Annotated in this window: 16 protein-coding genes and 7 pseudogenes; 8 read left to right on the top strand and 15 right to left on the bottom strand. The window is 37.7% G+C overall.

Annotation, left to right across the window (positions count from 1 at the left end):
• Positions 1-585: 585 nt before the first annotated feature.
• The 3 genes from IPL24_12790 to IPL24_12780 all read right to left on the bottom strand — a co-directional run bounded on the left by IPL24_12790 (position 586) and on the right by IPL24_12780 (position 1802).
• Positions 586-753, bottom strand: a complete 168-nt coding sequence (locus IPL24_12790; protein ID MBK8364498.1) for a hypothetical protein — start codon at positions 751-753, stop codon at positions 586-588.
• 477 nt (positions 754-1230) lie between these two features.
• Positions 1231-1380: a hypothetical protein gene (locus IPL24_12785; protein MBK8364497.1), complete on the bottom strand. Its 150-nt coding sequence runs from the start codon at positions 1378-1380 to the stop codon at positions 1231-1233.
• A 236-nt stretch (positions 1381-1616) separates the two neighbouring features.
• A complete protein-coding gene (locus IPL24_12780) occupies positions 1617-1802 on the bottom strand; it encodes a hypothetical protein (GenBank protein ID MBK8364496.1) in 186 nt (61 codons plus the stop codon).
• Positions 1803-2735: 933 nt separating this feature from the next.
• On the opposite strand from IPL24_12780, the gene IPL24_12775 reads away from it, so the two are divergent.
• Both IPL24_12775 and IPL24_12770 read left to right on the top strand, forming a co-directional pair.
• Positions 2736-2936, top strand: a complete 201-nt coding sequence (locus IPL24_12775) for a hypothetical protein (GenBank protein ID MBK8364495.1) — start codon at positions 2736-2738, stop codon at positions 2934-2936.
• A gap of 37 nt (positions 2937-2973) precedes the next feature.
• On the top strand, positions 2974-3138 hold the full coding sequence (locus IPL24_12770) for a T9SS type A sorting domain-containing protein (protein ID MBK8364494.1): 165 nt from the start codon (positions 2974-2976) through the stop codon (positions 3136-3138).
• A gap of 43 nt (positions 3139-3181) precedes the next feature.
• Here the strand turns inward: IPL24_12770 and IPL24_12765 are convergent, their stop codons facing one another.
• From IPL24_12765 to IPL24_12755, 3 genes are read right to left on the bottom strand one after another with little or no spacing between them, the layout of a single operon-like run.
• Positions 3182-3697 carry a hypothetical protein gene (locus tag IPL24_12765; protein ID MBK8364493.1) on the bottom strand — a complete coding sequence of 172 codons (516 nt, stop codon included), beginning with the start codon at positions 3695-3697 and terminating at the stop codon, positions 3182-3184.
• A gap of 8 nt (positions 3698-3705) precedes the next feature.
• Entirely contained in the window at positions 3706-4287 is a 582-nt protein-coding gene (locus IPL24_12760) for a hypothetical protein (protein MBK8364492.1), read from the bottom strand.
• Between the two features lie 32 nt (positions 4288-4319).
• Positions 4320-4658 (bottom strand): hypothetical protein, encoded by a 339-nt coding sequence (locus IPL24_12755; GenBank protein ID MBK8364491.1) that lies wholly within the window; start codon positions 4656-4658, stop codon positions 4320-4322.
• Positions 4659-5001: 343 nt separating this feature from the next.
• On the opposite strand from IPL24_12755, the gene IPL24_12750 reads away from it, so the two are divergent.
• A complete protein-coding gene (locus tag IPL24_12750) occupies positions 5002-5373 on the top strand; it encodes a hypothetical protein (protein ID MBK8364490.1) in 372 nt (123 codons plus the stop codon).
• A 54-nt stretch (positions 5374-5427) separates the two neighbouring features.
• Here the strand turns inward: IPL24_12750 and IPL24_12745 are convergent, their stop codons facing one another.
• On the bottom strand, positions 5428-5619 hold the full coding sequence (locus IPL24_12745; protein ID MBK8364489.1) for a hypothetical protein: 192 nt from the start codon (positions 5617-5619) through the stop codon (positions 5428-5430).
• 389 nt (positions 5620-6008) lie between these two features.
• On the opposite strand from IPL24_12745, the gene IPL24_12740 reads away from it, so the two are divergent.
• The 4 genes and pseudogenes from IPL24_12740 (at position 6009) to IPL24_12725 (ending at position 11496) form a co-directional block, all read left to right on the top strand.
• A complete protein-coding gene (locus IPL24_12740; protein ID MBK8364488.1) occupies positions 6009-6416 on the top strand; it encodes an amidohydrolase family protein in 408 nt (135 codons plus the stop codon).
• Positions 6417-6493: 77 nt separating this feature from the next.
• Positions 6494-8034 (top strand): annotated as a pseudogene (locus IPL24_12735) (amidohydrolase).
• A 57-nt stretch (positions 8035-8091) separates the two neighbouring features.
• Positions 8092-9424: pseudogene (locus tag IPL24_12730) on the top strand (amidohydrolase family protein).
• Between the two features lie 8 nt (positions 9425-9432).
• The gene (locus IPL24_12725; GenBank protein ID MBK8364487.1) at positions 9433-11496 is read left to right on the top strand and encodes a dihydrofolate reductase; all 2064 of its coding nucleotides are present in this window, start codon (positions 9433-9435) and stop codon (positions 11494-11496) included.
• A 57-nt stretch (positions 11497-11553) separates the two neighbouring features.
• Here the strand turns inward: IPL24_12725 and IPL24_12720 are convergent.
• From IPL24_12720 to IPL24_12685, 8 genes and pseudogenes are all read right to left on the bottom strand, one after another.
• A pseudogene (locus IPL24_12720) lies at positions 11554-12041 on the bottom strand (N-acetyltransferase).
• A 115-nt stretch (positions 12042-12156) separates the two neighbouring features.
• Complete coding sequence (locus IPL24_12715; GenBank protein MBK8364486.1) at positions 12157-12597, bottom strand: hypothetical protein; 441 nt, start codon at positions 12595-12597, stop codon at positions 12157-12159.
• Positions 12598-12618: 21 nt separating this feature from the next.
• Positions 12619-14413: pseudogene (locus IPL24_12710) on the bottom strand (M1 family metallopeptidase).
• A gap of 1336 nt (positions 14414-15749) precedes the next feature.
• Positions 15750-16019: pseudogene (locus IPL24_12705) on the bottom strand (PKD domain-containing protein).
• Complete coding sequence (locus IPL24_12700) at positions 15959-16678, bottom strand: M36 family metallopeptidase (GenBank protein MBK8364485.1); 720 nt, start codon at positions 16676-16678, stop codon at positions 15959-15961. The pseudogene IPL24_12705 and the gene IPL24_12700 overlap by 61 nt, the downstream one beginning before the upstream one ends.
• On the bottom strand, positions 16618-17103 hold the full coding sequence (locus tag IPL24_12695) for a hypothetical protein (protein MBK8364484.1): 486 nt from the start codon (positions 17101-17103) through the stop codon (positions 16618-16620). The genes IPL24_12700 and IPL24_12695 overlap by 61 nt, the downstream gene beginning before the upstream one ends.
• Positions 17098-17694: pseudogene (locus IPL24_12690) on the bottom strand (M36 family metallopeptidase). Before IPL24_12690 ends, IPL24_12695 begins: the two are co-directional and overlap by 6 nt.
• A complete protein-coding gene (locus IPL24_12685) occupies positions 17601-18170 on the bottom strand; it encodes a hypothetical protein (GenBank protein ID MBK8364483.1) in 570 nt (189 codons plus the stop codon). Before IPL24_12685 ends, IPL24_12690 begins: the two are co-directional and overlap by 94 nt.
• A gap of 768 nt (positions 18171-18938) precedes the next feature.
• Between IPL24_12685 and IPL24_12680 the strand changes: the two are divergent.
• Positions 18939-19916: pseudogene (locus IPL24_12680) on the top strand (ribonucleotide-diphosphate reductase subunit beta).
• Positions 19917-20139 lie beyond the last annotated feature (223 nt).

Raw genomic sequence — 20139 nt, 5'->3', positions numbered from 1 at the left:
TTCACTGTATTGCATTCGGATACCTCTCTTGTAATGTACAGCCTTAACTTTTTAGCATTCCTTTTCTCTCACCTCTTCAATGTTAGTTTTTTTAGCTGCAGAATAAAATACAATTCAAATCAATCCGGCTCATCCAGCTACGTTTCAATTCTTCTAAAGAAACATTTTCTCGTACTCGGAGTAAAGATCATCTTCTTCTTTTTCAACTCCATTTGTATGCATCGATCTTGTTTAAAACCAGAACAACTTTTATCACTTGCTTTAATGTCTACTAAAGTTTGATTCACAACATCGATCCGATCTTCAAATTGCGGATGTGAAACATCGACAACATGTAAAAGTATATCAGCTTCGCGAACTTACCTGAGCGTCGACTCAAATGATTCGATCGACCATGCGGAAGTTTATTGAATGAGAAACCAACGGTGTCCGGAAAAGTAAAAATGGGATTCTGTCGTAAACGATCTTGCGTACTGTAGTACAAGCGTTGCAATAATTTATCTTCTGTAAAGACTTGCCTCTAACTTGCCAAAGCTCAATGGACTTGCCTACGTTGGTATCTCTACCAAAGCAACACGAACCATTTCACCTCTTTACTTTCTCTAGGGCCCGACTTTGCTTCTCGAATTCTTTTAGCTTGAGTTTTAATTTAGAAAGTTTATCCTTAATGACCCGTCGATCAGTTTCAATCTCCGATTCACCCGGACCCCGCATACCAATTCCACCACGTTGTTTCTCTAAGTGAGTCCACATACGTGTAAGTCGTGGTAGTAAATACTGATATTGCGTTAATTTACTTGCGCTTGCCTGTCTGTTCGTGCGCGATTTGCAAAAATATCACGGATCGATTGTTTCTGTCAAGAACTCGCAGTCAAGTACCTTTCAATATTCCTGATCTGTGAACCACTTAACTCATCATCAAAGATTGCAAGTTTCTAATATCATTCTCTACCATGAAAACACGGATCTGCTCAAGTTTACTGCCTACCGATAAATGTTCTGAATCCGGATGCTCAAGTTTGAGTAAAACGTTTTAATGTTTCAGCTCCTGCCCTGCAAGAAATGCCAGCCCATCCAAAATATTCACTAATTTTTCTTTTTCATTCTGATTTTTATTGATCAACCTTACAAGTACCGGCCGTTTCTTTCATAATTATTCTTGTGGACCCATCGGTGCCTTTAAGTTTTGTACAAATTTCGATACAGCAGCAACTTCATCATCACTGAGAGTTAACAGCAGTATATCCGGGCATCTTTCCTTTGCTTCCTTAACAACCATTTGTACAATGTCATCGTAAGCGAAGGAGAGATCGTAAGATCTTTAGCTCCATGGTATGGTTTTTTTCCATCAGCTCCATGAGTAAAAGGCGCAATTTTCAAAATACACCTTGCACCTTACTATTTCTCTGCCGTCGCATTTCCGGACAGTGCAACTTTTTGCCGGATAAACGGTTTATTTTTTTCCTGCTTGCCATTCCATAAGTCCTACGATCAATACTAGTGAAAGTAAAGCCAGGCCTTTGTTTTGTTTCGAATGCAACAATTGCAATCGGAATACTTAGAAATGCAAAAAACAAGTTTAATGATATACAATGTCTTAACTCCACCCTATAATGCTAAACAGCCAGATTCCTGCTGTCACAAGAAAGTGTGCTGACGATCATTTTCAGAACCTTTCTGTTTTTTACCGTAGTTCGCCAGCAGATCTTTACTCGTAAAAAGAAATAACTCTTGATCACATATGTCAGCAAAAAAAGCATCACAGAAATTCCGTGAATCCGGGCAAGTAAATTTGAGTCCATTAGGTGTAGTTTGTGGTAAAAATAGGAAAACTAATCCAATTTGGAATCTATTAGTGAATTGCAGTTTCATTCCTCGAAAATGCTTGTAATGGGAGAATATTAGATACAATTGTCGTGTTGGGAAAACTTTCAAAACTCCCAAATTGTTACTTAATCATATGAAAAACTATTTACGCTTTTGATAATAATAATCTGGCAAGTGATGTTCACGGTCACAATATATCAATGGGCCATCGGGCAGAAACGTTTTTTTGACAGTACAAGAACCGTGATCGACTACATGACATCTTCCGGTTGACCTTGCTGATGTTCCGGAACAAATGTTTCAGTAGTTTCGGATACTATTCATTTTCCTGTTCTTGTGTTCGGACATGGTTTTGTAATGTCTATAAGCTCCTATTCATTACGATTCATTGGTCTTGGAAGGGATACATCATGGCACTTCCAACAACGGAATCAGGTTTTGCCCTTCACATCTGATTTCTGAAAGGATATTGTGTTTATTGGTTGAGCAAATTCAACTCAGCAACTTCAGCTGGTTAGCAGTGGATCTGTTTTTCAATCGTGTTGTTGATGCTACTTGCGTCGCGGGACATTCCATGGGTGGTGGCCAAGTTTTTATCTACTCAATTTTATTCAGGTATTACAGCACGCAAACTTTGCAGTTGCTGAAACAAACCTTCCGTTGTAACTGCAGCTTCTTTACTAACTATTCCGCACTATTGATAGCAGGGTAAAATGATTGCATTACCCTGTTGCAACGGAATCAATTCTTGATTAGAATGCAATTCAATCTCCTTTAAAACCCGATAACAATAAATGTTGCCAGCCATTGTTTGATGGGTGATTCAAATTTTAATTGCAGTTTAGGTGAAGCCACCAGTTCCCCTCTTCACCAAAGGCAATTACTCCGTGAAGTCTCAACAACAAAAAGTGTTGACCTACCTTTCTCTCTGGCTTGATGCTGTACTTAAACAAAATTGTCAGTCGGGAATTGATTTTGAAAATCTCAGAAATTCGGATACAACAATTTCTTACTTACAGTTTTGTAATTTGTGTACGTCGACCGATTCATATGAAAAGTTTAATTCAACGTTGAAAGTATATCCAAATCCTTTTTCAGGAAAAGTTTGACAATTTCCATGAATGAAGATGTTAATTTTTTTATTCGATTGTTATAAAGGATATTTTCGGAAGCGTTGTCTTTAAAACTAATAACATTAGCCCAAAAATACATGAACTGAACCTCTCCGATTCTAAGGCCGGGATTTATTTTTTGGATTTAAGAAAGAGAGATGAATATCTTAGTAAGAGAATTATAAAGATTAATGAATAATTTAATACAAGTGTTGGAAATGAATATCAGAAAGAGGCCTTGATTATTCCGATGACTGTACAGACGTAAGCCGAACAACCTTTTCTTTCTTCAGGTAATCCCATACGACTGTATTCCCCTCTTCACCCGGAGTGAGTTGCAGAATTTCACCTTGGCCCATATGCAATTTCTTACTTGTTTTAAAAACAGAACCGTTGTAATAGATTGATCCAATATTTATTTGATTTTTTACAACCTTATTATTTTCTTCTACCATAGTGCGATAAACAATTGTATAAGAATTGCCCTCGTTGCTTTGTTGAAGATATCTAAAATCGAAAGCACTAAGTGCAACTAACTCTGATGTGGTTGTGGATCCTCCAATTGTTTTAGTCTTTGTTCCTTCCTTTTTGAATGATTCCACTGAAATCAAATCAAATTTATTATCGAATTCCAATACAATTAATTCTTTGGAAATGACAGTGCTAGATGATTTGGTATATAATTCTCCAATTCCGGTCCATCTTCCTTCGTTTAAAGTGAAATTATGAAAATAGACTCCGCCTTTTTCTTCACCCAAAATTGATTTTATCTTTGAAAGCTCAGTACTATATGCCAGCTTCTTTCTCTGAATAATTTTACCATCTGCATTAAGGGAAGTAAATACAAGTCCTGTAATTTTGCCATGCTAACTTCATTTTCTTTATCTACATATTCTCCCACCAGCATAAAACCATTCTCATCAGAATTGTAGCTTGCATTAATTACACCCTGATAATCTTCTTTATCAGAAATTGAAGTTTCAAAGATCAGTTTTCCTGTTTTTGAATTCAGCAGAATGAAGTTGACCTCCTGCTTCCCTTTTACACCTTTTCCTGATTTGGTTACGGTCACTCCAATGAATTTTTCATTAGAAAAATTTACCTCGCCCGAAATTATTTCTGCATCACCTGAAGCGTCGTAAGTAAATATTTCTTTGAGGGAATTTGAATATCCTTTTAATGTAAAATAAAAATTCTTATTTTTTCCACCCATTCCCATTCCCATTCCCATTCCCATCCCCATTCCCATCCCCATTCCCATTTTCAAATTCGACTGTGCGGAATATTTAACAAATCCCTCTTCTCCTAAAGGAAATATTGTGGCGACAGATCTTTCTGAAGTGAGCATTAAAAGCTGCCTGGTTTACCAAAGAAAGATCATCAAAAATAAAATTCTCCGGTTTTATTTCCGTTGAGGTCGTAACCTAAAAAGAATTTTTTACCCGCTGTGCCAAAATTCAGCAAAAAAGTTTTTGAGTTGAAGGCAATTTCGCTGAGTGTGCTTCCTTTCGGAGTTTGAATTTCAATGGTCTTGGTTTCCTTGAAATTCAAATCATACATTTTAAGTTTATTTATTTCATTCGATTTGTCGACTTTTGAATCTTTATAGAAGATATAATATCCAATAGGATTCTTATTATATTGAATAAATCCAATATTCTTTGAATCAATTTCTTCGACACCTTCAATATTCGTTTGCGAAAAAGAATTTGTAACCAAAGTAAAATTACTATAAAATGCAAGGAAGTATTTTTCATAGACATGGATAAAATTATAGAGATTTAAGATGTGTAATGTAAATATTTTTTAAATACTGCTCAATTTAATTTTGTACGTTGACTCCTCTACCATCAAGCTTCAAATACTAAGTAAAGGAATTGACTTACAAAGTTTATCCATTAGCAAATAATATGTCTATTTGCACTAGTCGTGACTTTAAATGGTGTTTTAATGGAGCTTACATGCAATCAGAGTGCAATTATTAGATATTTATGGTTATTCTTTAAAATCAGATAGTTAAAGGTAGTTAAATTTTAATATCCTGTCTCATTTCATTGTGAAAATGAGTATGCCAATTCCTAAAAATATTATCTTTCACTCCTTAAATAATCTATATGAGAAGAATTATTACGCTCCTGATCTTGCTGGTGTTCACAGAGCAAAACTTCGCTCAGAAACTTTTCCTGTCAATGGAACAACTGATCCCTGGCATACGATCTATGCTTTTAAAAATACTGTATTGCATATAGATTATAAAACTTCTGTCTCTGGAGCAACATTGTTAATTCAGGATGGAAAGATTCTAAATTCGGGAACCGGAATTCCTGTCCCTTCAAATGCTGTTGTCTTTGATTTAAGTGGAAAACATATTTATCCGGGACTGATCGATATCTTCAGCGATTATGGAATGACGGGAAGTAAAACGAACTCCTGACATTGACCGTTCGCCGCAATATATTTCAAATACGAAAGGTGCATATAACTGGAATCAGGCCGTACGTGCAGAGTATGATGCTTTCCGGACATTTAATGCAGATTCTAAAAAGGCCGAGGAATTACGCAAACTTGGTTTTGGTTCAGTGATGAGTGTACTTCGTGATGGAGTAGTCAGAGGAACATCAACATTTGTTCTCTTAGGAGATGAACGCGAAAACGAAATGATTCTTCGGGATCGTTGCATCAAATTTCTCATTTAATAAAGGAAGTTCGACACAGGATTATCCATCATCACTGATGGGCTCCATGGCTCTCATTCGTCAGACTTATCTTGATGCTGAATGGTATAGTTCAGGGGGGTACAAGGAAGAATTCAATATTTCTCTTGATGCTTTTAACAAGAACAAAAACTTACCTCAGATCTTTTGAAGTCAGTGATAAACAAAATGCATTGCGGGCAGACAGGATCGAACAGAGTTTGGAATTGATTATATAATCAAAGGAAGTGGTGATGAATACGAACGAATCGAAGAGATCAGGAATACCGGAAGTGCTCTTATCATTCCATTAAATTTTCCTGAAGGCTATGATTTCTCTGATCCATATGAAGCTGTCAATGTTTCATTGCGTCAGATGAAAGCCTGGGAACTTGCTCCAGCAAATGCAGGTGTTATTGCCGGCAAAAAAATTCCTTTTGCAATTACTCTTTCTGATCTGAAAAATAAATCTGACTTCTGGAAAAATCTGCGTAAGGCTATTGAGAACGGACTGACGGAAGAAGATGCAATTAAAGCATTAACTTATTCTCCTGCTCAATTCTTAAAAATTGATGATCAGATCGGAAGTTTGAAGAATTCTATGCTTGCAAATTTTATTATTACTTCTACGAATCTGACAAATAAAGACAATCAGATCTTTGAGAACTGGATCAATGGAAAAGATATCAGATCGTTGATCCTTCTTTCAAAGATGTCCGTGGAAATTATTCTTTGTCGATTGATAACATCAAACCTTTACGGATTAAAATTGGTGGCGAAGTAAATACTCCGGAAGCATTTGTCTATGAAGACACGACTTCCACGAAAATATCTTTTTCCAGACAAGGCCAGACAGTAACCATGCAGGTTGAATTGAAAAAGACAGAGCCTAAGGGCATTTACCGGCTTACCGGAGAAACTATAGGTGCCATCTGGAGTGGAAATGTATTATTGCCTTCTGCCGATTGGGGCAAATGGAAAATGAAATTTGATTCGGCTTTTATTGCTCCGGTATCAAAAAACGATACAGCAAAAAAAGATACTGTTAGAGCTCCGGTTTACTTTCCGAATATGGCCTATGGCTGGAAACAATTACCACAGGCTAAAACATATTTGATAAAGAATGCAACTGTCTGGACAAATGAACAAGAAGGATTTTAAAACACTGATGTTTTGATTGAAAACGGAAAGATCAAGCAGGTTGGAAAAAATTTTGCAGCTCCTGCTGGATGCGAAGTTACTGATGGTACAAACATGCACGTAACTCCCGGCATCATTGATGAACACTCACATATTGCAGTTTCTGATGCAGCAAATGAAGGAACACAATCTTCTACTGCTGAAGTTCGAATTGGTGATGTTGTTGATGCTGATGATATTCAGATCTACAGACAGCTGGCCGGTGGTGTTACTACATCGCATTTATTACATGGAAGTGCAAATGCAATAGGGGGACAAACTCAACTGATAAAATTGCGTTGGGGGCAAAGTCCGGAGAAAATGAAATTCGAAGGCGCACCGGGATTTATCAAATTCGCTTTAGGTGAAAAAACGTAAAGCAAAGTAATTGGGGCGAGAAACAAGTCGTAAGTTTTCCACAGACAAGAATGGGTGTTGAGCAGGTTTATCTTGACTTTTTACTAAAGCAAGTGTTTACAATGCAAAAAATGAATTTGAATTCTGCGTCGAATAAAAACCTGCCGGTAACAAATTCAATTCCTGTTCGCCGGGATCTTGAACTGGATGCATTGGTTGAAATAATGAAAGGCAAACGATTTATTACCTGTCACAGTTATGTTCAGAGCGAGATCAATATGCTTATGCATGTTGCAGATTCATTCGGATTTAAAGTAAATACGTTCACTCATATTCTCGAAGGGTATAAAGTAGCAGATAAAATGAAAGCTCATGGTGTAAGTGGGGCTTCAACTTTCAGTGACTGGTGGGCTTATAAATTTGAAGTGTATGAAGCAATACCATACAATGGTCCGATCATGCATAATGTTGGATTGAACGTATCATACAATTCCGATGATGCCGAAATGGCTCGTCGATTGAATCAGGAAGCAGCGAAAGCAGTAATGTATGGTGGAGTAAGTGAAGAAGAAGCGTTTAAATTTGTTACACTCAATCCTGCGAAGATGTTGCACATTGATGACCGCACAGGAAGTTTGAAAGCCGGCAAAGATGGCGATGTTGTTGTGTGGAATGAGAATCCACTTTCGGTCTATGCAAAACCAATTCAGACTTACGTTGATGGAATTAAATATTTCGACATAAAGCAAGATGAGATCTTACGCAAAGAGATCGTGTCGGAAAAAGCAAGATTAATGAAGAAGATGACAGATGCAAAGAACAAAGGCGAGGCGACTCAAAACCCGCATTTAAGGCACTGGAGTTAAAACATTGTAATGATCACGAAATATCAATGCCTCATTGATCCTAAAGAACGCAACAAGATGAAAAAATATTTATACATATATCTGACAGTAATTTCTCTTGCAGTCAATGCACAGCGACCGGATCCGGTTCCTGCTCAGTCACAGAGAATTCTTATCATGAATGGCGTTGCTCATATTGGCAATGGAAATGTGATAGAGAATTCTGCAATAGGGATTTGAAAATGGAAAGCTGACATTGGTAGCAGATGCAACTGTAATCCGGTTAGATAAATCGAAATTTGATAAAGTGATAGATGCACAAGGCAAGCATATTTATCCGGGATTGATTGAATGTAATTCAACTCTTGGTCTGACAGAGATCGATATGGTTCGCTCCACGGCAGATAATTTTGAAGTAGGAGACATGAATCCCAATGTAAGAAGTCTTATTGCTTACAATTCGGATTCAAGGATTATTCCGACCGTAAGATCGAACGGAGTTCTGTTAGCACAGATCGTTCCTTCCGGTGGAACGATCAGCGGACAGTCGAGCGTGGTTCAGTTAGACGCGTGGAACTGGGAAGATGCAGCATATAAGACTGATGAAGGAATTCATCTCAACTGGCCACGGATGTATATTTTCAAAGGTGGTAATGCAGAACCTGAAGAGGCGCAACGCACGAAGATCCAACGACAGCTTAATGATCTTCAATTGTATTTCGATGAAGCAAAAGCGTATTCATTAACATCAGTTTCAACTCCTGCAGCTGCATTAGGAGCAGATTCAAAAGTAACGACGGATCAGAATTTGAAATTTGAATCTATGCGCGGTTTATTCAATGGAACAAAATCTCTTTATGTTCATTGTGATTATGTGAAAGAAATGGTTAGCGCAATCAGCATGGCAGATAAATTCGGAATTCGTCTTGTAATTGTAGGTGGCGGAGATGCATACCGGATAACCGATTTATTGAAATCTAAAAATGTCGCTATTATATTAGGAAGAACCCATTCTTTACCTCCAAGAGAAGATGATGATGTAGATCTTCAATATAAACTACCTGCTATATTATCTAAAGCCGGAATAAATTATACAATAAGTATGGATGGCTCCTGGCAAGGAAGAAATCTTGCATTCAACGCAGGAACATCCGCTGCATACGGCCTGACGAAAGAAGAAGCCTTGATGAGCATTACACTGAATGCAGCTAAGATCTTAGGCATTAGTACAACAACCGGATCTTTGGAGACGGGAAAAGACGCAACACTTATTATCAGCTCGGGAGATGTATTGGATATGAAAAGCAATCACGTTGAAAGTGCTTTTATCAATGGCCGCGAAATAAGCGTTGACAATTTCCAAAAACAGTTGAATCAAACTTATAAAACAAAATACGGAATTAAGAAATAATGATCACGATGAAAATAACAAAATTGATTCTTGCAGGTTCATTACTTGCTCTGGCTGCCTGTAATTCAGGAAAAAAATCTCCTGAATCCGGTACAGCACAAATGGAAGATACTACATTCGATTACATTGCAGATCGATTTGCAGATATCCAGGTGTTGCGATATAAGATCCATGACTTCGATAAGTTGTCGTTGAAACAAAAGCAACTTGCATATTACTTTACTCAGGCAGGATTAGCAGGCCGCGATATTTTCTATGATCAGAAATACCGGTACGGGATCGCTCAGAGAAAAACACTTGAAACAATTCTGGAAACATATACCGGCGAAAAAAGTGGTCCTGACTGGAATAGCTTTGTTGAATACTGTAACAGATTTTTCTTTGCTAATGGAAATCATCATCATTATTCGGCAGACAAATTTATTCCGGCATGCAGCTTTGAATATTTTTCCAATCTGGTCAAAAATAGTGATCAGTCGAAATTACCTCTCAACGGAAAAACTGTTGATGAATTTCTTACGCGGATGAATCCAATCTTTTTTGATCTCACTTATGATGCAAAAGACGTGGACCTTTCAGCAAAAGATGTAATTGTCGGAAGTAGCAACAACTTTTATGAAGGTGTAAATCAGAAAGAGGTAGAAGACTTTTATACAAAGATGAAAGAAGCGGATCCAACAAATCGTTCCCAGATCGGATTCAATTCTAAAATGACTAAAGTGAATGGTAAAATTGTTGAACAAGTTTATAAGCTGGGAGGAATGTATGGCCCGGCAATTGAAAAAATAATTTACTGGTTGCAAAAGGCAAGTACGGTTGCTGAAAATGAACAACAGAAAAAAACAATCGATAACCTGATCGCATTCTATCAGACAGGAGATCCGGTTGCATTTGATAATTACAGCATTTCATGGGTGGGCGATACTATCTCAACTGTTGATGCCGTGAATGGTTTTATTGAAGTTTATCAGGATGCTTTGCAAAAGAAGGCAGCATTTGAGTCGGTAGTTTCAATGAAAGATTTTGAAGCTACAAAACGAATAGCAGCTGTGTCGCATGAAGCACAATGGTTCGAAGATAATTCTCCGATCATGGACGAACATAAAAAGAAAAATGTAACAGGAATAAGTGCAAAAGTAATTACAGTCATTTCCGAATGTGGTGATGCTGCACCATCGACTCCAATAGGAATTAATCTGCCAAACAATGAATGGATCCGTGAAGAGCATGGATCGAAATCTGTTTCATTGAGTAATATTGTGGAATCGTATAATTTCTATAAATCAAAATCACCAATGATCGATGAATTCGGTTCATCAGAGGAAGTGAAAGAGAGAATCAGAAAATATGCTGCAATTGGTGGTGAACTTCATACCGACCTCCACGAAGTAATTGGGCATGCTTCAGGAAAGATCAATCGGGGAGTAGGAACTACTGACATCACACTGAAAAATTATGCAGGTGTGTTAGAAGAAGCAAGAGCAGATTTAGTCGGATTGTATTATACAATGGACCAGAAATTAGTTGACATGGGAGTAAGTCCTTCGATGGAAGTTGGAAAGGCTCAGTATGATAATTATATTCTGAACGGACTGATGACTCAATTACAAAGAATAGAGCCCGGTAAAAATCTTGAGCAAGCACATATGCGGAATCGTCAGTTAGTGTCTGCATGGGCACTTAAACAAGGTGAAAAGGACAAAGTAATCGAGAGAATTTCACGGGATGGAAAAACGTATTTTGTGATCAATGATTATCAAAAACTCAGAACTTTGTTCGGACAATTGTTACGTGAGATCCAGAGAATAAAATCTGAAGGTGATTTCAAAAGCGGAAAAGCACTTGTTGAAACGTATGGTGTGATCGTTGATCAGCCTCTGTTAACTGAAGTTCATGCAAGATATGACAAGCTTAATATTGCGCCTTATCAAGGTTTCATTCAACCAAAATTGGTTCCTGTTATGGAAGGAGACCGTATCGTTGATGTGAAAGTTGAATATCCAAAGGACCTTATTACACAAATGCTGGAATATGGAAAAACATATAATTTCCTTCCTCCATTCTGGAATTAAGAAAATTTATTTGTTAAGAAAAAGGGCGATGTAATTATCGCCCTTTTTTTATTCTTTTTATTTGTAAAGATATTGCATGATCTCTACATCAAGTAATTTTCCGAATTTGACACCGACTTCTTTTAGTGTACCGACATGACGATATCCGATCTTTTCATGAATATGAATACTGGATAAATTGTCACTCGTTATTCTCGAAATCACAGTATGATTTTTTACTTTCAGACCTTCAAGTGTAATTACTTCCAGTAACTTGAACCGATTTTTTTCCCCCATGATCTGGATGAATATACAGAGACCTCAACGGTGGTATCATAAGCGCAACGATCACTGTATGGACTTAAGGAAGCCCAGCCTACAACAACATTGTTTTCTTCAGCAACAAAAACCGGATGATTGGCTTTATGATTTTCATACCATTCCAATTGCTTTTCAAATGTTCTTGCAGCAGTGTCGAAAGTTGCTGTTGTATTCAAAACAGCCTCATTGTAGATGTCTAAAATTGCTTTTAAATCATCACTTGTAGATTTACGAATTTGTAACATACTTCAAATGTAAGAAATCGCAATAATAATCTGAAATTGTATCAGAGCGTAAAACGAAATGATAAGGCACCATCAAAGTAGCCGTAGAATCCTGGTACAATGTCAATTTGAGGTTTCACATCCAATCCGAGTGTGATCGGGGCTCCGTGAATTTATACTCCAGACCTATAATAAAATCTACACCCAGATAGGTAGAACTTGTATAATACTTGTCATCATAAACTATCACCTTGTTGCCTTTATATTTATAGTAGCGAAAATCACCATAACGGTAATCACCTTGAAAAAAACCAACGTGGCCACCCAATCCATAAAACCATTTTAATCCCGGCGCATTTGGAAAAGATTGATGCTTTTCATACAAGCCGGTGATCGATATTGAATGTCTTGCAAATCCAATTATACCTTCCAAAGCTGATGTGCTTCCTGTAAAATGTTTTACAGTTATTCCTGAATTAATCCCACCTAAACGGAAACCTAATCCTGTTTGGTAGTCTTGTGCACTTGCAACCATTGACATCAGAATAAATGCAAACAGTATTTTTACTTTCTTCATATTTGTTTTTTAATGTAACTTTTATTTTACCAGAAGGGAATCAATTGTCATTTGCGTTATTGTGTGATAATTTTCTCTTGAAGACGAGTAAATATTTTCAGCCATTTTTCTTCCGCTTTCTGTTTTGATCATCGCACTAAATAATGGCTTTACAAATTTTCTTCTGCCAACATCGGTGAGAAATACTTTAAGGGTTGGGAAAGCAGGTTCGTAATTGCTGTAGATACATTTTTCCAACCATGCAAACAGAATTTCTGAATTGCCTGGTTTTTGTAAAATGAAAAGTCTCGTCAAGATCTTTCATCTGTGCTGATGACAATTTTTCAGGAAGTAATGCTAAAAATCTAAGCCATTCATAGGTTGAATAGCCATTTGTGTTCAATTCTTTTCGCTTTTCCATTGTTTTTCCATACTTCAACTTCTTTGGCTACAGCTTCAAATTTGGCAGAATGAACTATGGGGCAATTTTGGGCAGACCGGGTTTATATACCCATTCATTGATATTAATTTTTTGCTCCAACTCACTATTTCCCTTTATCAGTTCTGAATTATATTCTTTAAGAAATTGTTCTGTAGTGATTGTTCCAAATGCATGACTGTGAAAATAGTTTTTAAGAAAAACATCAAATCGGTCTCTGCCGATAGTTTTTTCAATCAGTAGCAATAAAAAATGGCCTTTCTCATAGGCAATATCATTCATTCCATCATCAGGATCTCTTCCTGCCAGGTTGAGTTTTAAATGTGTATCTGCACTTGTATCACCGAGTTCGGCAATAGTTGCTTTGAGATCTTCAAGTCCCAGTAAGCATTGCATGTCAGAAAAATCTTTTCCATACAATTCTTCCATGATCCTTAATTCAAAGTAAACTGTAAATCCTTCATTCATCCAGAAATCATCCCACGTTGCATTTGTAACTAGATTTCCACTCCACGAGTGTGCAAGTTCATGTGCAACAAGTGTAGTAAGTGATCTGTCACCTGCCAGAATTGTAGGTGTAGCAAATGTCAGCATTGGATTTTCCATACCGCCGAAAGGAAATGATGGCGGGAGAACGATCAGATCATATCTTCCCAGGCATAATCGCCGTAAAGTTTTTCAGCCACATTCACCATTTGCGGAAGATCTGCAAATTCATGAATGGCTTTATCGATCGTAACTTGTTCAGCATACACTCCTGTGCGAGCATCCAGTGGCTTAAAAAGAAAGTCGCCAACAGCAAGTGCCAGTAAATATGCAGGAATAGGTTTTGGCATTGTAAAATGATAGATACCCGAATCATTTTTCTGCTGTGGATTCTCAGCACTCATTGCTGCCATCAATTGTTTCGGAACCTGGATGACTGCTTCGTATGTAAACCTGATTCCCGGACTGTCTTGTATCGGAACCCATGTACGCGCTAAGATCGCCTGTGACTGTGTAAATAAAAACGGCTGTTTTTTTCCTGCCGTTTGTTGTGGAGACAACCATTGTAATGCTGCAGCTCCGGGAGATGTAGAATAATTGATGGTGATAAATTTCGTCGTTGAATCTATTTCAATGATCAACTCTTTTCCTAAAAACCGATCCTGGTTTCCTAAGGTAAATTTTGCAGGAGTATCAGAATCATTCAGAGTGATCTTCTCAATGTTCAGATCTTTTGTATCAAGATGAATCTTATTTGCTCCTGCTTCGGATTGAATTGTCAGTGTGGCTTTCCCTTTCAGGATCTTTTTCAAAGTCGACAGCTAAGTTCATACTTAGATGAGTCACCTTAGATTCATTTGACCAGGCATAGGAATGCGGATCTTGTTTCACAATCAATTCTTGAGTTTCCATATTTTTATTTTTTGAATTCGTGCAGGCAGAAAAAGTCACGAATGAAATTACGAAGAGGAGAATGTTTTTCGTCACAAATTATTTTTTATAAAGGTAATAACTTTTTTGTTCAGGATTTAATGCTAAAATCAAAAGGCCGCTCCTGAGGGAACGGCCTTTTGATCTGCTAAAATTCGGAAAATGAATTTATTTACTGTGTTATAAGGACTTTTTTCGTTAACACTTTTTCACCTTCATGAACAGAAACTATCACATAGGAAGATGCAATATTCAAAGTACGGTTGAATGTTGTGCCCTTGTTGAATGTTTCATTGATCAGGATCTGACCTAAAGCATCTACGACTTTAATTGTAGCGTCTTTTGCCGGATGATCAAATTCTATAGTGAGTAAATTGTTTTTCGAATTGATCATAACAGATTCGTCATTCGTTTCATCAATTCCTATCGATGTAACCGTGATCGTTTCTGAATAATCTGCCGAACATCCATCTGAAGTTTCAATATGCAATGAAACGGTATATGTTCCTTCTGCAGCATACGTATAATTCGGATTGGCTGCATTGGAAGTATTACCATCACCAAATGCCCATGAATAAACAATAACATTTCCTATTGCAGCATTTGTGAATGCCACATCAAGTCCTAAAGCTGCGTATGTAAAGTCACTGACAGCACTTCCAACCAATACACTCACTGTTGCAGGTGAACTTGAACAAGGTAATTCCTGAACTTCCCAGTCGTAACAATAGTAATAATAATTTGCAGGATTAGTAGTTGAATTACTTAAAGTAATCGAAACCAATCCGCCAATTGTATAAGGATAACTAGCGCCGGTCGTATTTCTATACAGTACACTTCCTGCAACAACACCCAATTCATAATTTCCCGGTGACTGAATATCAAAATTCAATGTTACACGACTTTGTCCGTCAGGAACATTAATTGTTCTCGACTGAAGTAGTGTGCCTGAAGAATTATACAAATTAAATGTTCTGTCAGTTGCACCACTTGCATCAACAAAAACTGATTTCAATCGCATCGGTGCAAATGTTGTGAAGAGCTCTCTGCCTTCAAATGATGTATTGTGATAACTTCCTGCGCCAATTGTTGGTCCTGCCGGTCCGACATTTTGCAATGCAGAAGGTGTAACCTGGCGAACTGTATAAGTAGTTGTTGTATTTAAGATTGGCGTTGTAAATACCAGTGAAGTTGAAACAAGATTGTTTGATGCGTCATACCATTCAGCCTGATTTCCGGATGCAACCGTTGCAGTCAATGTTGTACTTCCTGCTGTACACAATGCAGTTGTACCAGATACAGTAGGAGCAGGATCAATCGTAACAGTAATGTATGATGATTTCGTTATTGCATCTGAACCAAGAGTATTTGTTACAGTAAGTATCACCGTAAATGTTCCTGCACTTGTGTAAACATGAGTTGGATTCTGAAGAATAGAAGTTTGTCCATCACCAAAATCCCACAACCATTGTTGAGGTATATCTGTTGACTGATCAGTAAACCGGATTGTTCCAAAACATGTAGTTGTTACATCACTTGTAAATTCAGCAACAGGCGGAGCAATTGGAATCTGACAGAATGGAGGGATAGAAAATCTTCTGTCTCATCGCCTGCAGTGTTTGCACTACCCTGACTTGCATTGAAGCCCATTCCTCTGCGCGCAAAAACTTCCCAGATCATGCATTTGTGAATTCCTCCGTACAGATTATCATCGGCCTGAAGAATTGCATCACGACCGTCTAAGAAGCCGGGACCACATGGCTGAAGTTTCATTCCTTCCATGACTAAAGCCATAGCAATGTTGTTACCTGATGTTCCGTTGATCCAGTCGGGATCAAATCCATCCTGATCAACTAATGCCCAGTTCAGGTCCCAGACAACTGTACACCAGACTTCACCAACGTTATGTACCTCTGAACTTGCGGCCAGAAATCCATACGTTTCAGGATTGATTGACATATCTGTCGAATAAGGATATCTTCTTATTCCGGGTCCATTCGTAGGCTCTCCAAGTGCAAATGTTCCTACACCACGCGCATCAGCACCATCGTCACCATCTTTTTGTGTGAACATTAATGCTAACCAGTCACTCCAGCCTTCTCCTGCTTGTTCTCCATTACTAAGACAATTAGAATTATTTGGTCCTCCTGTTAATCGGTTAGAAACTCCATGACCATATTCATGAGTTACGATTCCATTGTCAAGGATCCATCTATCTGAACTGCACTTGAAGGGGAAGGATTTAATGTTCCATTCACTGTTGAACCACTCAGCGCTGAACGGATAATATTTCCATCAGCCTGAGAGATCATTACAGATGGAATTGTAACAGTAGCTCCGCTTCCATTATCACCCATTGAAAAAGGTGAACTTGGATCGTTATTGATCACGATTACTGCAACTGCATTTTCATTCTGAGCCTGCAAAACTTTATCAACGAAATTACATGAACCTCTGTCGAGTAAAGCAATTTTTCCTGAAATGGCTGAGCCATTTACCAATGGTTCACATGCATCCGTATTCGGAGCTGCTCCATCATCTACCAGAACTATGTCGTCAGTAATCGGGACAGAAATTGCAGGGCCGAATCCTGCGCCTACTACATTGTATGAACCTGCAATACCGGCAGGACTGTTGATCACAAGAGTCGATTGCACAACACCGCTCCACAAATACATTTGCATCCGACCGTTCTGACCATCATCAGGTGTTGAGAAGTTGGCATTATTTGTTCCGCCGCCATCCTGTGCTTCTGCATCAACATGATCACCTCCTAAACCATTTCCTGAGTAATTGAATGCCTGAAAATTTCCGGAAACTTCATCGAAACCATAATGATATAAGTAATCGTGAAGCATATTGTTTACATAAAATAAATTTACGTTCGATGCATCAGTGTATGTACTTGGAGCTTGTAAAAGATTAGCAGGAAAATCGAAGTCTAATGAAGCAGTACCATCTGGTGAAGTACCGGTGCATCCTGATCAGCTATGTCATCGTATGCATAAACATTGTTTCCACGTGTGATCGTATATTCTGCTCCTGCAACACCGTTCACATCATGCCATCCGAATGGTGATGCTGTTGCGTCAGAAGGATCGGGCAATAAAACGGATGGGACCAAAAGAAGGTCCTTCCAATGGAAATGGAAATACACGATATGAACCAATCAGTGATGTAGAAGTTGTAGTTGCTGCTGCATTCCGAAATGGAACTCTTGAGTTGAAACTTGTGATGATGTTGCTGAAGGTGTTTCTCCAAATTCACAACTTACTGTCCAGTCGTTTTTCTCGATATAATTTCCATTCAATGCATCGATACGAACATTCCACCAGTGACTTCCATCTAAAACATGAATGTTTACATTCCAAGTTAAACGAAGGCGATTATTGACCGGTTGTAAAACCAGTTCAACTTTTATATCATCTCTTGAAATTCCACCTGATGTGAAAGTTGATTTGTTTGTGGTTTTATCGTTGGTGATCATTTTCGGATCAGCCTGAAACGAAAGATTGAGATGTTGTGCAGCTTTTCGGATTCCATCAAGTTGAGAAATCGAAAGGCGAATGGAATTTGTAATTCCTGCAGCATTGGATAAATGCGTTTTGCAAAATGAAACCACTTTTCCATTACGTATGCATACAGAAGAAACAGCGTTGAAAATTTTCACGCCATTTACAGTCTGCTGAACATATGCATATGTTGTTCCGTATTTCTGATTGAAAGTGAGATCAGACAAATACCAGTTTGCAAGATCTGCATCAGTGAGATTTAATGTCGATTGATTTAACTTTAAATAATCGGCAACAATTTTTCCGTAAACTTCCTTATCGGAATTTTGATTGGCAGTTCCGCCGGCAAAAGCCGCATAGCAAAAAAAAGCATCACGAATGATGCTGCACTCAGTTTCTTAAACATAGTAGGAATAGTATAGTAGGTAATAGGTTAATTTAGGTTCAGCTAATTAATACTCTTTTAAATCTCCTTTTGTCACTGAAAAGTGATTTTCAATCCAATTCAATCCAAATATAAAAAGAAAGTGATCTTTTATTAATAAAAGCAGTGCTTAGTTATAAATTTCTTCTCACTTTTTTCGTTTTTTATCCACATTTTGTATCTATTCTGAGTATCAACAAAAAAATTTTGCTTTTGGAGTTCTCAATACCAAACATGAAAATGCAAGTGCGAGTTATAAACAAAATCTGTTCAAACGCTTGAAACGCTTGTCTGATAAGGGTTTTGGAGCTTACATCCGGATTTACAAACATACAGGGTGCATAATTGTTTATTAAATATACACGAATGTGCTTGCGTATGATTTTAAAAAAAAAGAATTTTGTTCAAGTGATCGGGGAGTCAATAAACCGATAATTCAAAGAAATTTAAAGGATAAAGAATACTTCTCTTTCAGGTCGGCGGAAATTTTAAAAAACCGATAGAAAGAGGCAGGAATCGTCACCTCTAATTAGAACTAACAAAATTTAATAACTGCTTTTTTAAAGTAAAAATGAAGAAAGAAATATTATTAGAAGAAAACAAGGATCGCTTTGTGCTTTTCCCGATCAACTACCAAAGATCTGGAAATGTATAAGAAGTCAGTTCAGAGTTTCTGGACTGCTGAAGAAATCGATTTACAGGCTGATCAAAAGATTGGGAAAAACTGTCGAACGATGAACGCCATTTCATTAAACACGTGCTTTCTTTTTTCGCTGCCAGCGATGGAAATTGTGAATGAAAACCTTGCAATTAACTTCATGAACGAGTTCAACTTCCGGAAGCCCGTTGTTTTTCGGTTTCCAGATCATGATGGAAAACATCCATTCTGAGATGTATTCATTGTTCATCGATACTTATATTAAGACTCTGCAGAAAGAACACATTTGTTACATGCAATAGATACAGTGCCATGTTACTAAAAAGGCACAATGGGCGCTTCGTTGGATAAAAAACGGAAGTTTTGCTGAACGTCTGATCGCTTTCGCAGCAGTGGAAGATTTTTTCTTCTCAGGATCTTTCTGGTCAATTTTCTGGTTGAAAAACGTGGTTTGATGCGAGGTCTTTGTACCAACAATGAATTCATCAGCCGCGACGAAGGAATGCATTGCGATTTCCATTGTTTACTTTATGGTATGCTTGAAATAAACTGCCGAAAGAACTGTTCAGCGCTATAATCGCGATGCAGTTGAAAACGAACATGAATTCGTTACGGATGCAGTTCGGTTTCATTGATCGGAATGAATGCTAAACTGATGTGTCAGTATATTGAATTCGTTGCAGATCGTTACTTGTTTCTCTTGGATGTGATAAAATTTACAACAGCACTAATCGGTTTGACTTCGTGGAAATGATTTCCCTACGAGGAAAAACAAACTTCTTCAGAAAAACGGGTGAGCGAATACAAAAGAAGGCTTCTGTTGGTCGGCAACAGTTGAATCTATTCAAGCTGGACGAAGGTGTTTTTGGTAGTTTGAAGTGGTGGTGTTAGTAAGCAATGCACTTTCATTTTGCAATCAGTATGCATTGAAAATAGTAGCGAAGTGGGTAAATGTTAGGTATTGTTACATGCTTCAACATCCATTTCTCATTGAATAAAGGAATATATTATCAAAATGTGGTAGTGCTGCTACCCACTTGCAATTACCATTACCAATTACCAAAAAAAACACCACCAGCAATGTTCGTACACAAAAGAGATGGAAGAAGAAGCC

Source organism: Bacteroidota bacterium, from assembly GCA_016711505.1.
Lineage (GTDB): Bacteria > Bacteroidota > Bacteroidia > AKYH767-A > 2013-40CM-41-45 > JADKIH01.
The sequence above is the reverse complement of the archived record's forward strand: the minus strand, read 5'-3'. Positions and strand labels throughout refer to the sequence as shown.